Genomic DNA, 13,947 nt, shown 5'->3' with positions numbered 1-13,947 from the left:
TTGTTACGTATGTTTGTTTGTATTTTTAGAATTGTCGTAAAATAGACGTTTATTAGGTTATGATAACTAAAAGTTTATGTAAGCGTCAACATAAAAACAGAAAATAAGGAATGTTCTATCGTTATGAAGTGAGTTGTCGATCGTATTTAAAAATAAACAATTGACTTTTTTCTTAAAATTCAATATGTTCATAAAAACATCTGTTTTTCATAAGTATAATTAACCTGATGGTTTATAATTTGGGAAGGAGACTGGAACGTTGAAAACATTAGAACTACAAGAGCGCTTAACGGAGATTTTTCAGCATTTACACGAAAACCCTGAAGTAAGTTGGAAAGAATATGAAACGACAGCGTATATTACTGACTTTTTAAAAGAAGAAGGAATTTCATATAGAACATTTGATGATTGTCCAGGTGTAATTGCTGAGATTGGAGGCGGGAATCCAGTTATTGCGATTCGTGCTGATATGGATGCACTTTGGCAAGAAGTAGATGGAGAATTTAAAGCGAACCATTCATGTGGTCATGATGCTCATATGACCATTGTAATGGGAGTTATTTTACAATTGAAAAATATGAGATGGAAAAGTGGTACGGTTAGGTTTATTTTTCAGCCGGCAGAAGAGAAGGGTAATGGTGCTTTGAAGATGGTGGAGAAAGGTGCTGTAGATGATGCTGATTTCTTATTTGGTGTCCATCTAAGACCGATTGAAGAACTATCTTTGAAACAAGGAGCCTCATCTATTCGCCATGGAGCAGCTGGATTTTTAGAGGGGATGATTCATGGGGAGGATGCACACGGGGCGAGACCACACCAAGGTGTGAATGCAATTGATGTCATTTCCATGATTAATATCGGTTTGAAAAATATTTGGTTGCCACCGCAAAGTTCCTATTCAGTAAAAATGACGAGATGCCAAGCTGGTGGCGATAATTTAAATATCATTCCGGGAAATGGTCATTTCAGTTTAGATGTAAGAGCAGAGAGTAATATACTATTAGAAGAATTAAAGGAAAAGATTGAGCATGTAATAGAATCAGCTGCATCGATGGGGTCGAAAACTTCATATGAATGGATGGATCTTGCACCAGGAGCAGAGGTTTCCGAAGAAGCAGAGCGCTTTATGCGTAAAGGTATTATCGAAGTGTATGGGGAAGAGAGATGTACGGGACCTCTCTATACGACAGGAAGCGATGATTTCCATTATTACACAGTGAAAAGACCACATTTAAAAGCTGTCATGCTTGGACTAGGAGCAGACCTACAACCTGGATTACACCATCCGTATATGAGGTTTGATCATAGTTGTATTATGGATGGAGTAGAAATATTGAAACAAACTGTATTGAAAGTGTTAGAAGACAGGGGCTAGAGAGCTCCTGTTTTTTTGTCGTGGATTGTCGGTAAATCGATATATTTGAAAAATCGTTGATATATTTGAAGTTACGATAGATATATTAAGAAAATCGTTAATATAATTTCACGTACCTATTAATTTGATTAAAAATGAATCTCCAGTACATGGTGTATAATAATAAGTACCATTTTTTAATAGGAGAAAACGAATGAACGAACAATATTACGATGCAGTTTTACATATAAAAACAGTCGGTGAGCAAAAGGGGTTTAACAAGTCTATGCATTATCACCGCTATGAACCGACGCCCTATAGCGGATTAGATGAGTTACTGAATCAATATGAAATACGAAGTAGCGACCGAATTGTAGACTTTGGGTGCGGAAAAGGAAGATTAAACTTTTATATGCATCATAAATCTGGTGCATCAGCAGTTGGAATTGAAATGAATGAAGAGTTTTATAAAGAAGCGATGGATAATCGAGATCGTTATGCACGAAAGACACGAAACAGTAAGGGGAAAATCCAGTTCCAATGTTGTTTAGCGCAGGAATATGAGATTGATCCGCATGATAATAGGTTTTATTTTTTTAATCCATTTTCTGTACAAGTGTTTATGAATGTAGTAAATAACATTTTGCTTTCGGTAGAAGAAACGGGGAGAGAAGTGGATATTATTTTATATTATCCTTCTGAGGACTATATTTTCTTCTTAGAAAATCAGACTGCGTTTGAGCTGAAGAAAGAAGTTAGATTGCCAGGTGCTTATGAGAAGAATGGGAATGAGAGGTTTTTAGTTTATACATTAAGGTAAAAAAACAGGTGCTAAGGCACCTGTTTTTTTATTAGTTACGAATTAAGTAATCAAATGCACCTAAAGCTGCGTTTGCACCTGAACCCATAGAGATGATGATTTGTTTGTACGGATTATTTGTACAGTCACCTGCAGCAAACACTCCTGGTACGTTTGTAGCGCCGTGCTTGTCTGTTACGATTTCACCGCGAGCGCGTTCAACTGTTTCGCCTAACCAGTCTGTGTTTGGCACAAGACCGATTTGTACGAATACACCTTGTAATTCAACGTGATGAACTTCTTCAGTTTCACGATCGATGTAAGAAATACCGTTTACTTTATCAGTACCAGTAATTTCTTTCGTTTGAACGTTTTTCAGAACAGTTACGTTTGGTAAGCTGTTAAGACGCTCTTGTAATACAGCATCAGCTTTTAATTCTGGCATGAATTCAAGAACAGTTACGTGCTTAACAATACCTGCTAAGTCGATAGCTGCTTCAATACCAGAGTTACCTCCGCCGATAACTGCTACGTCTTTTCCAGTGAATAATGGACCGTCACAGTGTGGGCAGTATGCTACACCTTTATTTTTGAACTCAGCTTCACCCGGTACGCCAACGTTACGCCAGCGAGCACCTGTTGAAACGATTACGCTCTTACTTTTCAGAATAGCGCCGTTTTCAAGTTCCACTTCAATAAGTTCTTTTTTCTCTAAACGTTTCGCACGTTGTAGATTCATTACATCGATATCGTATTCTTTTACGTGCTCTTCAAGACTTGCTACTAGCTTAGGACCTTCAGTCTTTTTTACGCTGATGAAGTTCTCAATGCCCATAGTATCCATTACTTGACCACCGAAGCGCTCAGCAACGATACCAGTGCGGATGCCTTTACGTGCTGCGTAAATTGCTGCACTTGCACCAGCAGGGCCGCCACCAACAACAAGAACATCGTATGGATCTTTATCAGAAAGCTCTGATGCATCTGGACCGTTACCCATTTTAGCTAAAATTTCTTCAAGTGTCATACGACCGCTTCCGAAAGATTCGCCGTTTAGGTAAACAGTTGGTACTGCCATGATGTCTTTGCTTTCTACTTCCTCTTTGAATGCAGCGCCATCAATCATAGTATGTGTAATACTAGAGTTAAGAACGCTCATTACGTTAAGAGCTTGTACAACATCAGGACAGTTATGACAACTTAGGCTGATATAAGATTCAAAATGATATTCGCCTTGAATGTTTTTAATTTGATCGATTAATTTTTGTTCAACTTTTGGAGCGCGTCCACTTACTTGTAGTAAAGCTAACACTAATGATGTAAATTCGTGTCCTAATGGAATACCAGCGAATACGACACCAGTGTCTTCACCAGGGCGGTTTACGCTAAAGCTTGGTGTTCTCTCTAATTCAACTTTTTCTACTGTAATCTTAGATGACATAGTAGCTAATTCGTCTACTAGAGCTAACATATCTTTAGATACGTTATCGTCTCCTGCGTTTACTTTAAGTAAAATATCGTTCTCCATTAACTGAAGGTATTGGGATAGTTGTGTTTTTATATCTGCATCTAGTATCATTTTGATCGAACTCCTTAGATTTTGCCTACAAGGTCAAGGCTTGGTTTAAGTGTTGCAGAACCCTCTTGCCATTTAGCTGGGCAAACTTCACCTGGGTTGTTACGTACGTATTGAGCAGCTTTAATTTTGTTAACAAGAATGCTTGCGTCACGGCCGATACCGTCAGCATTGATTTCCATAGATTGGATAACGCCGTCTGGATCGATGATGAATGTACCACGAGCAGCAAGACCTTCTTCTTCCATTAAAACGTTGAAGTTTGTAGTGATTGTTCGAGTTGGGTCACCGATCATGATGTACTCGATTTTGCCGATAGTTTCTGAGCTATCATGCCATGCTTTGTGAGTGAAGTGAGTGTCTGTAGATACAGAGTATACTTCAACGCCTAAGTCTTTTAGAGTTGCATATTGGTTTTGTAAGTCTTCAAGTTCAGTTGGGCAAACGAATGTGAAGTCAGCTGGGTAGAAACAAACTACACTCCATTTTCCTTTTAAACTTTCGTCAGTAACTTGGATAAATTCTCCATTATGGTAAGCATTAGCTTTAAACGGTTTTACTTCTGTGCCGATTAATAACATGTTAAAATTCCTCCTAAATGTTGGTTTGAGCATCAAAAAATAGTGTGCTCATAAAATATATATTTTAATTAACTATAATAATTCTAATTCGATATTAATTATCATATAGAATTGGTTATTTTGTCAAGCGAATAAACCAACTTTATTCCAATTTAATTAATATTTATTCTCAATTAAGGCTATCAGGGAATAGAAAGGTAATTTTAAGTCTATAAATTTTAGATGAGTGTTTGAAAAGTTTAGTGTGTATGTTAGAGATAGTGTGTAAGTTTAATTTTTTAGGAAGGAAATATTTCTTAGAAGTTGTGGTTTTGAAAAGGAACTGCTTACTTCTATTTTACAAAGAATTTTGTGATAAATAAAATAAAATGAATCGGAAATTTTTTGAACAATTTTTGTCATCTCAAATATATAATTAGGAAGTATATTAAGATGATAGTTAGAAACATTGACTCAAAGTGCTAACAAGATATAATAAAACCTAGATATATCTTTCAAAAAGAAGAATACATATTTATAGGATGAAAAAATTCAACCTATTATTTTTTATAGCTTTTAGAAAACGCTTACAATTAGTGTGGAGGGGAAACCATGTCTAAGTTCACGAAGTATTTTTTAATGGAAGCTAAAGATGTGATTGCATATGTGAAAGAGAAATTGTCTAAGTTTGAACATGCAAAGGAGTTACAGTGTAAAGAAATAGGTGATGGCAATTTAAATTATGTGTTCCGCGTTTGGGATGAAAAAGAGAACATGTCAGTCATCGTAAAGCAAGCTGGGGATACAGCTCGCATTTCAGATGAGTTTAAGTTGTCGACAAACCGTATTCGTATAGAATCAGATGTTTTGCAGTTAGAGGATGAGTTAGCACCCGGACTTGTTCCTAAGGTGTATTTATTTGATAGTGTGATGAATTGTTGCGTAATGGAAGATTTATCGGATCACACAATATTACGTACAGCACTTATAAATCATCAAATATTTCCGAGGCTTGCGGATGATTTAACTACTTTTATGGTAAATACACTTTTATTAACATCGGATGTTGTAATGAATCATAAAGAGAAGAAGGAACTTGTGAAGAATTATATAAATCCTGAATTATGTGAGATTACAGAGGACCTCGTATATTCAGAACCATTTACCAATCATAATAAGCGTAATGAGTTATTTCCGTTAAATGAGGGATGGATTAGGGAACATATTTATAGTGATAAAGAGCTTCGTATGGAAGTAGCGAAACGTAAATTTTCTTTTATGACGAATGCACAGGCATTACTTCATGGTGATTTACATACTGGTTCTGTTTTTGTAAGAGATGATTCTACAAAGGTTATTGATCCTGAGTTTGCTTTTTATGGACCTATGGGATATGACGTTGGGAATGTAATGGCGAATTTAATGTTTGCTTGGGTGAATGCAGATGCAACGATACCACCTGGAGCGGAGAAAGATACGTATATGGATTGGTTACAAACTACGATGGTAGAGGTAATTGATTTATTTAAGAAGAAGTTTTTAGATGCTTGGGATATTCATGTGACCGAGATTATGGCGAAGGAAGAAGGCTTTAGCGAAGTATATTTACAATCTGTATTAGAGGATACGGCTGCAGTGACAGGTCTGGAATTAATTCGCCGTATTGTTGGATTAGCGAAAGTAAAAGATATTACTTGTATTGAGAATGAGGAAGCACGTGCTAGAGCGGAGCGAATTTGTCTTCAAGTAGCGAAGAGTTTTATTTTACGAGCGAATCAATATAGAACGGGTGCACGTTTTGTAGAAACGTTAAAAGAACAGTCAATGCACTACGCGAAGTAAGGGGAGAATATGATGGAAGAGCAATTAATACCCATTCAGTGGAAAGATGATGCTTTAGTTTTATTAGATCAAACATTATTACCGAATGAGGTTGTCTATGAATCTTTCAAGACAGCTGAAAGTGTGTGGGATGCCATTCAAGTAATGAAAGTACGAGGAGCACCAGCAATTGGTGTTTCGGCAGCGTACGGTGTGTATTTAGGAACAAAGGAAGTTATTCAAAGTAAGATGGAAGACTTTATAGAGGAAGTCAAAAAGGTATGTGCATATTTGGCAACATCAAGGCCAACGGCAGTAAACTTATTCTGGGCACTTGAAAGAATGGAAGCGATAGCGACAGAGAACGCGCACTTATCAATCGTCCAGTTGAAAGACAGATTACTAGAAGAGGCAAAAGAGATTCATAGAGAAGATGAAGAAATTAATCGTCAAATTGGAGAGCATGCATTAACATTATTCCATGATGAAATGGGAGTATTAACACATTGCAATGCTGGTGCGTTAGCGACGACTAAGTATGGTACTGCGACAGCACCAATGTACTTAGCGAAAGAAAAAGGATGGGACTTAAAAATCTATTCAGATGAAACTCGTCCTAGGTTACAAGGTTCAACGTTAACAGCATTAGAACTACAGCGAGCGGGAATTGATGTTACTGTCATTACGGATAATATGGCAGCTATGGTCATGTCACAAGGAAAAATCGATGCTGTAATCGTTGGATGTGACCGCGTGGCAGCAAACGGTGATGTAGCAAATAAAATTGGCACATTAGGCGTATCTATTTTAGCTAAATACTACAACATTCCGTTTTATGTAGCAGCGCCAACACCAACAATCGACTTAAAAACACCGACAGGAAAAGAAATTCCGATTGAAGAAAGGGATGCTTCTGAAGTGATTAATCGTTTCGGACAATATTCAGCTCCGAAAGAAAGTAAAGTATATAATCCAGCATTTGATGTTACTCCATATGAAAATGTAACAGCGATTATTACAGAAAAAGGGATTGTAAAGGCACCGTTTACGGAGAATTTAAAAAAGCTATTTCAATAAATAGATAAATATAAAAGTCAGTCATCATAAGCTTCATACTTAGGGGGATGTATATGTTATTACAAAAAGAAAGAGAAGAAATTGTAGCGTATGGAAAGAAAATGATCTCTAGTGGTTTAACAAAGGGGACTGGGGGTAATATTAGTATTTTCAATCGCGAACAAGGTCTTGTTGCGATTAGTCCAAGTGGTTTAGAGTATTATGAAACAAAACCTGAAGATGTAGTTATATTAAACTTAGATGGTGAAGTGGTAGAGGGAGAGAGAAAGCCATCAAGCGAACTAGATATGCATCTTATTTATTATAGAAATCGTGAAGATATAAATGCGCTTGTGCATACACATTCTCCTTACGCAAAGACGATTGCGTCATTAGGATGGGAGCTTCCTGCTGTTTCATATTTAATTGCTTTCGCAGGCCCGAATGTTCGCTGTGCACCGTATGAAACATTTGGTACGAAGCAATTAGCGGATGCTGCTTTTGAAGGCATGATTGATCGTCGTGCTGTGCTACTTGCAAATCACGGTTTAATTGCTGGTGCAAATAATATAAAAATGGCGTTTACTGTTGCAGAAGAGATTGAGTTTTGTGCTCAAATTTATTATCAAACGAAAAGCGTCGGAGAACCGAAGCTTTTGCCAGAAGATGAGATGGAGAATTTGGCGAAGAAGTTTGAAGGGTATGGGCAGCAGTAGAATGAAACAAAAACACCCTCAAGAAAAGATCTTGAGGGTGTTTTTTACGCTTTCTTAAGCAACAAATACATAAAGTAAGGAGCCCCAATTAAAGCAACGACAATACCTGCTGGGATGCCGTTAGGTTCAACGATGTTTCGGCCAATTGTATCTGCTAATAGCAATAGCCATCCGCCGATTAAAACGGCAATAGGCATGAAAATTTGATGTCTTGGACCTACTAAAGATTTCGCGATATGAGGAGCCATTAGTCCGATAAAGCTAATTCCTCCTGTTACGGAAACAGCTGCAGCTGCAAGCGCAACGGCTGCAACTAATAAGTATCTGCGTTCTTTTTCAATTTCAATTCCAACACCGATTGCGACTGGCTCGTTTAATGCTAGAATGTTTAATCGATTTGCTTTATAGAAAACGAACGGAATTAATACGATTAACCATGGGAGCATTGCTAAAACGAAGACCCAGTCATCTCCCCAAATGTTTCCGGCAATCCACTTGGCGATAAAGTCCACTTTCATACGATCAGCGGATGAAATAAGGACAATCATCATTCCAGATAGTGCAAATGAAAAACCAATACCGGTTAATGTTAGTCGGATTGGCTGAAGCCCAGTTGATTTACTATATGAAAATACGTAAATTAGAACAGCTGTCAGAAAAGCCCCGATAAATCCAACGACTGGTAGTAAGTAAAGAAATGAACCTACATCTATTGGAAAGTATAAAAAGAAAATAGCAACAGCAACACCGGCCCCAGAGTTGATCCCGAGAATACCAGGTTCAGCTAAATCATTTCGAGTAATTCCTTGGAATATAGCCCCTGATAAAGCGAGAGCCATACCAGCTAATAATGTAATCACAATTCTAGGTAGTCTTAAAGAGTATAAAACAAACTCCTCTTTAAAAGTCCCTTGTCCCATTAATGTTGGGAGTAGTCGATCATAAGATAAAGATGCTGAACCAAGTCCCATTCCAACTACAATGGTGGTGATGGTCAGTATTAGTAAAGCGAGTATAATAAGACGTTGTTTTCTTAGAATAGATTGCATCATGAGAATGTTTTTCCTCCTTTACGTACAATGAATAGGAAGAATGGTAACCCTACAATCGCGACAATTGCCGCAACTGGTGTTTCGTACGGAGCGTTAATAGTACGTCCGATTGTATCTGCAAGTAGCATAAAGGAAGCTCCAGCAATTGCTGACATCGGTATAACAAATCGGTAATCTGGACCGACAATTGGGCGTACCATGTGAGGTACCATTAAACCGATAAATGCCATATTTCCAACAAGCGCTACAGATGCACCTGCAAGTAAGATAATAATGATAAATAAAATAGTTTTAATAACAATAATTTTTTGACCAAGTCCAATAGCCACTTCCTCACTGAAACTAAGAACTGTTAATTTTTTTGCTAGTAAGATAGCGATAAAGATACTAATTGAAATGACTGGAATAATAATTTTTAATTGGCTCCAAGTTGTTCCAATTACGCCCCCAGCAGTCCAAAGTGATACATCTTGTGAAATTTTAAAATAAATGCCGATTCCTTCTGAAATTGCGAGTAGAAATGCGGAAACTGCAGCGCCCGCTAATACAATTCGAAGAGGAGAAAGGCCGCCTTTTTTCACCATACCAATTCCAAATACCATGATTGCGCCAATTGCCGCACCGATAAAGCAAGCTAATGTTAAGTAAAGATAGCTGATGGAAGGATTGAAAGCAAGTGTCAGTGCAAGCGCAGCATTTGCTCCACCAGATAGCCCTAATAAACCAGGATCTGCAAGTGGATTTCGTGTTAATCCTTGCATAATCGCTCCAGAAACGGCTAATCCAGCTCCTACAAAAATAGCAGCAACTTCACGTGGTAAACGTATTTCTCGAATAATAGATATTTTGTCTCCTTTAGCGGAGGAAGTGAGTGCTAACCATACATCTTTTATCGAAGTATCTGCAGCACCTAATACCATTGCAACCATAAAAATAAGAAAGAATGCAATTAAGCTTAAAATTAGTTTGTATGTAAAAGCTATAGAACGTGGATTTTCATGATCTTTTGTCATTCGTTTCACATCTTTTCTGTTCATAGAATAAAGGAAGAGGAATTCTTAAATTAAGAATTCCTCATGTTTGTATTATTTACCAAGAAAGTTCTTCTTGAAGAAGTCTAGTTGGAAATCTAATGTAAGTGGATCATTGAAATAGAATTCCATCATGTTTGCTTCATATACGCGATTATTTTTTACTGCTGGGATGTTTTTATATGATTCTGTCTCTTGGAATGAGTTATCAGTCTCTTTATTTTTACTTACGATTAAGTAATCACCAGCAAATTCCGGTAATACCTCAGTAGATAATGCGTAGTAACCTTCTTTTAATGCTTTTTCTTTTACTTTTTCAGGCATTTTTAATTTCATTTCTTGGTACAGGATTTCTGTTCCGCGGCCCCAGTTCTCGCCGTATACATAAAGCTGTTTGTTGAAGTTTTCTACAACAGAAACTGTTGCATCTTCACCGATTTTTGCTTTAATTTCTTTACCAGCTTCTTGTGCACGTTTCTTGAAGTCATCAACCCAAGTTTTTGCTTCTTTTTCTTTGTTTAATAACTTACCAATTTCTAAATGCTGTGTTAAGTAATCAACTTTTCCGTAAGTGTATGTTACAGTAGGAGCGATTTTCTTTAACTTATCGACATTTTTAATATTTGATAAACCGATGATTAAATCTGGATTTAGTTCAGCGATTTTTTCAACATTTTCATCTGATACTTCAGCAACATCTTTAAGTTTGCTATCAAAACGTGGGTTTTGTTTAGACCATGAATCTACCCCAACAAGATTTACATCTAATGACATTACGTTACCAGCGAATGATGATAATACAACAACGCGTTTTGGATTTGCAGGAACTTCTACTTTACCATTTTCAGATTGGTATGTAATTGTTTCTGATTTACTACCTTTTGCATCGTTCTTTTTGTCTGTAGAGCCATTGCTACAAGCACTCATAACAAGAACGAAAAGAACTGTTAGTGAAATAAATAACTTTTTCATCGTCTTTCTCCTTTAACATAGATGATATGTGTATACAATAATTTGTTTAACTGTAATCTTTTTGAAAGAGTAGTGGTAATGCAAAATAATTTATTAAAAATCTTGAATATGAGATTTTATAATATAGTATTAACCATATTAATGAAAGAAGATGTAATCTCAATTTGCTAATTATTAACAAATTGATAATGATTATCACTATTGATTCTTTAAATAATATAATTTTATATAGGTGTATTGTCAATAGTAATTTTGATTGTAAATTTTGCGGAAACAGGTTATATTTTATTGAGAATGATAATCAATGACTAGTAGCTGAGGAGTGACACGAATGAATCAAGAAGAATTGTTTGATGTAACTGTGATAGGCGGAGGACCTGCAGGGCTTTATTCAGCTTTTTATAGTGGACTCAGAGAGATGAAAACGAAAATAATAGAATTTCAACCACAGTTAGGTGGAAAAATACATGTTTATCCAGAGAAGATGATTTGGGATGTAGGAGGGCTGCTGCCAGTTACAGGTGATAAATTAATTGAACAACTTGTACAGCAAGGGCTAACATTTAAGCCAGAAGTGGTATTAAATACAAAAGTAGAATCGATTATTCGTAACGAAGATGGCACTTTTACGTTAAAAGCAAGCAATGGCGAAGAACATTTTTCAAAAACAGTTATCGTCGCAACTGGAAGTGGTATATTGAAACCTCAAAAGTTATCAATTGAAGGTGCTGAGCGATTTGAAGTATCTAATTTAAATTATACAGTGAAATCTTTAAAGCGTTTCAAAGGTAAGACGGTCATTATTTCCGGCGGAGGAAATTCTGCGGTTGATTGGGCAAATGAATTAGAACCAATTGCGAAAAAAGTGTATGTAACATATAGAAAAGAAGAATTATCTGGTCATGAAGCACAAGTAAAACAACTGCTGAACAGCTCGGCGGAGTGTTTCTTTAATACATCGATTACAAAACTCATTGCTGGTGATAATCATGAAGCGATCGAATATGTAGAATTGACAAATCATGAAACAGGTGAGGTTTCTCATTTACCTATTGATGAAGTTATTATTAATCATGGATATGAACGTGACATTACATTATTAGAAAATAGTGAGTTAGACGTTGCGATTATAGATAATTATTATATTGCAGGTAATGCAAATAGTGAGTCTTCAGTAGATGGATTATATGCTGCTGGAGATATTTTAAAGCACGAAGGGAAACTACACTTAATTGCAGGTGCATTCCAAGATGCTGGAAATGCTGTGAATAAAGCAAAGCAATTTATCCAACCAGATGCAAGTGAGTACGGAATGGTTTCTTCTCATAATGAAGTATTTAAGAAGAGAAATCGAGAACTGATTAAACAGATGATGAAATAATAAGGAACAAGTATACCCCCACATACTTCTCTATTCAAATGGATGAGAGATGTACGTGGGGGTTTTCCTGTTTACTATATTTTCAATCATTATAATGACACCGGTTTCATCAGTTCATATGATATGAACATTTTATTGGTAAAGCATCCTAGAAAACAATTTAGCTATGTTTTGCTTACGCAGAACATGGCTAAATTACGCTGTCCCTTTAGCGCGTTCATTAGGAAATGGCATATTTAGTATAGAAGCAATATATTGTTTTCCATGTTTTCGAGCCAATGATTCTAATATTTGACGGACGCGTTTTGTAAGATGGCCTTGTTTTTTGATGGCTTCACAATATGCGTCATAGAAAGCATATTTAGCCCAAAGGAAATCATCTTGTTGGAATAAGAAATGATTTTTGTACCATTCACCAATTGTATGATAACAATTGTTTTCATGTATTGCTGTGCTTTGAGAAAGAAAACGATCAGATAAAGATACATTCAAATGAGAAATTGTGTTTTCTGTTTCAACTTGTAGTGTTTTTTCTAACATTGTAATGATGTGACGAGTAGCCATATGTTAACTCTCCTTTGTGTAAATGGGTAATACCATTCTATATTTAAAAAATTCTTACTATATAATACTATACAATATATGGAATGCATCTACCTGCTTTTTGAACTGCATTTACAAAATCTTTTTTATTTGTTTACAAAAATAAAGTAAAGTAAGATACAGTATAGATGAAAAAATAATAAAGGAATGAACGCATTGTATATAACAGTAGAAGAGACTGCGGAGTATTTGAATTTACCGAAATCGTATATTGAAGAGTTAATTCAGCAAAAGAAAATTCGTGCGCTATTCGATGGAGAGCAATATTTAGTAAATAAAGAACAATTCAATACACATTTAGAACAAATGGAGAAATATAAGCAGTTAGTGGAAGAAATATTAAATGAACCAATTCCAGAAGATATGGATGTTAAAGACGAAGACTAAACTTTGGGAAATCCCGTATGAAGATATGCAGAAATGTATCTTCATACGGGATTTTTGTTTAAATGTATCAAAATCCTAATGGGCACGCAGAATTTCTTATATTTTTGATAGGTAGTAGTCTACCATGTTAAAAGCATATTTTTTTCTAGCTAGGACAAACATAGAGAACGTAACCTGTACAGATACATATACTATCAGTGCAAAAGCTTATAAATTAATGGAAGGGGTTTTCTCGTGAGTTTATTTCATTGTGATTTTCTGAAAGACTTAATTGGATCTTTTGTGAGAGTAAACAGGGGTGGTCCAGAATCTCAAAAAGGAACAATAATATCAGTATGTCCGGACTACTTCGTATTGAAGAATGAAAAAGGTGAGCTTTATTACTATCAACTTAGCCATCTGAAAAGTATTACGAAAAATGCAAAAGACTGTGGATCAAGTGATTGTGATTGGGAAGATTGCGAATGTGCAGACGACTTTGAAGCACTACTTCTAAGCTTCAAATATTGCTGGGTGAAAATTAATCGCGGTGGTCCAGAGAAAGTGGAAGGCATTTTACAAGATGTTTCTTGTGACTTCGTTACATTAATTGTAAAAGAAGAAGTTATATTAATTGCAATAAAGCATATTAAAAGTGTT

Annotated in this window: 14 protein-coding genes; 8 read left to right on the top strand and 6 right to left on the bottom strand. The window is 36.0% G+C overall.

Annotated features, from left to right (window positions below; all coding sequences use genetic code 11):
- The first annotated feature begins 259 nt into the window (after positions 1–259).
- Together MR160_RS11085 and MR160_RS11080 are read left to right on the top strand one after the other, a co-directional pair.
- The gene (locus MR160_RS11085) at positions 260–1,375 is read left to right on the top strand and encodes a M20 peptidase aminoacylase family protein (RefSeq protein ID WP_000853510.1); all 1,116 of its coding nucleotides are present in this window, start codon (positions 260–262) and stop codon (positions 1,373–1,375) included.
- Between the two features lie 193 nt (positions 1,376–1,568).
- Complete coding sequence (locus MR160_RS11080) at positions 1,569–2,174, top strand: SAM-dependent methyltransferase (RefSeq protein WP_242297345.1); 606 nt, start codon at positions 1,569–1,571, stop codon at positions 2,172–2,174.
- Positions 2,175–2,205: 31 nt separating this feature from the next.
- Here MR160_RS11080 and ahpF read toward each other — a convergent pair whose 3' ends face one another.
- Positions 2,206–3,732, bottom strand: a complete 1,527-nt coding sequence (gene ahpF, locus MR160_RS11075) for an alkyl hydroperoxide reductase subunit F (RefSeq protein ID WP_242297343.1) — start codon at positions 3,730–3,732, stop codon at positions 2,206–2,208.
- A 14-nt stretch (positions 3,733–3,746) separates the two neighbouring features.
- The gene (gene ahpC / locus MR160_RS11070) at positions 3,747–4,310 is read right to left on the bottom strand and encodes an alkyl hydroperoxide reductase subunit C (RefSeq protein ID WP_000924420.1); all 564 of its coding nucleotides are present in this window, start codon (positions 4,308–4,310) and stop codon (positions 3,747–3,749) included.
- A gap of 591 nt (positions 4,311–4,901) precedes the next feature.
- On the opposite strand from ahpC, the gene mtnK reads away from it, so the two are divergent.
- Genes mtnK through MR160_RS11055 form a run of 3 tightly spaced genes read left to right on the top strand, consistent with a single transcriptional unit; the run spans position 4,902 to position 7,882 of the window.
- Positions 4,902–6,131, top strand: a complete 1,230-nt coding sequence (mtnK, locus tag MR160_RS11065; RefSeq protein ID WP_086389656.1) for an S-methyl-5-thioribose kinase — start codon at positions 4,902–4,904, stop codon at positions 6,129–6,131.
- A gap of 12 nt (positions 6,132–6,143) precedes the next feature.
- Positions 6,144–7,187, top strand: a complete 1,044-nt coding sequence (gene mtnA, locus MR160_RS11060) for an S-methyl-5-thioribose-1-phosphate isomerase (RefSeq protein ID WP_242297341.1) — start codon at positions 6,144–6,146, stop codon at positions 7,185–7,187.
- Between the two features lie 53 nt (positions 7,188–7,240).
- On the top strand, positions 7,241–7,882 hold the full coding sequence (locus MR160_RS11055) for an L-fuculose-phosphate aldolase (protein ID WP_000926560.1): 642 nt from the start codon (positions 7,241–7,243) through the stop codon (positions 7,880–7,882).
- Between the two features lie 44 nt (positions 7,883–7,926).
- On the opposite strand, the gene MR160_RS11050 is transcribed toward MR160_RS11055, so the two are convergent.
- From MR160_RS11050 to MR160_RS11040, 3 genes are read right to left on the bottom strand one after another with little or no spacing between them, the layout of a single operon-like run.
- Positions 7,927–8,934: a FecCD family ABC transporter permease gene (locus MR160_RS11050; protein ID WP_000983742.1), complete on the bottom strand. Its 1,008-nt coding sequence runs from the start codon at positions 8,932–8,934 to the stop codon at positions 7,927–7,929.
- The gene (locus MR160_RS11045; RefSeq protein ID WP_002153558.1) at positions 8,931–9,971 is read right to left on the bottom strand and encodes a FecCD family ABC transporter permease; all 1,041 of its coding nucleotides are present in this window, start codon (positions 9,969–9,971) and stop codon (positions 8,931–8,933) included. Before MR160_RS11045 ends, MR160_RS11050 begins: the two co-directional genes overlap by 4 nt.
- A 48-nt stretch (positions 9,972–10,019) precedes the next feature.
- On the bottom strand, positions 10,020–10,937 hold the full coding sequence (locus MR160_RS11040) for an iron-hydroxamate ABC transporter substrate-binding protein (RefSeq protein WP_000732570.1): 918 nt from the start codon (positions 10,935–10,937) through the stop codon (positions 10,020–10,022).
- A gap of 331 nt (positions 10,938–11,268) precedes the next feature.
- On the opposite strand from MR160_RS11040, the gene MR160_RS11035 reads away from it, so the two are divergent.
- A complete protein-coding gene (locus MR160_RS11035; RefSeq protein ID WP_001070938.1) occupies positions 11,269–12,318 on the top strand; it encodes an NAD(P)/FAD-dependent oxidoreductase in 1,050 nt (349 codons plus the stop codon).
- Positions 12,319–12,513: 195 nt separating this feature from the next.
- Here the strand turns inward: MR160_RS11035 and MR160_RS11030 are convergent, their stop codons facing one another.
- Positions 12,514–12,882 carry a hypothetical protein gene (locus tag MR160_RS11030; RefSeq protein ID WP_000235474.1) on the bottom strand — a complete coding sequence of 123 codons (369 nt, stop codon included), beginning with the start codon at positions 12,880–12,882 and terminating at the stop codon, positions 12,514–12,516.
- 186 nt (positions 12,883–13,068) lie between these two features.
- On the opposite strand from MR160_RS11030, the gene MR160_RS11025 reads away from it, so the two are divergent.
- Together MR160_RS11025 and MR160_RS11020 are read left to right on the top strand one after the other, a co-directional pair.
- Complete coding sequence (locus tag MR160_RS11025; protein WP_001998970.1) at positions 13,069–13,308, top strand: helix-turn-helix domain-containing protein; 240 nt, start codon at positions 13,069–13,071, stop codon at positions 13,306–13,308.
- Between the two features lie 234 nt (positions 13,309–13,542).
- Positions 13,543–13,947, top strand: a 405-nt coding sequence (locus MR160_RS11020; RefSeq protein WP_242297339.1) for a spore coat protein, incomplete at its 3' end; no start/stop codon positions are given.

The sequence above is a fragment of the Bacillus cereus group sp. BfR-BA-01382 genome (assembly GCF_022663475.1).
GTDB lineage: Bacteria > Bacillota > Bacilli > Bacillales > Bacillaceae_G > Bacillus_A > Bacillus_A thuringiensis_S.
Note: the sequence above shows the minus strand (reverse complement) of the source record. Positions and strands in the feature narration are given on the sequence as shown.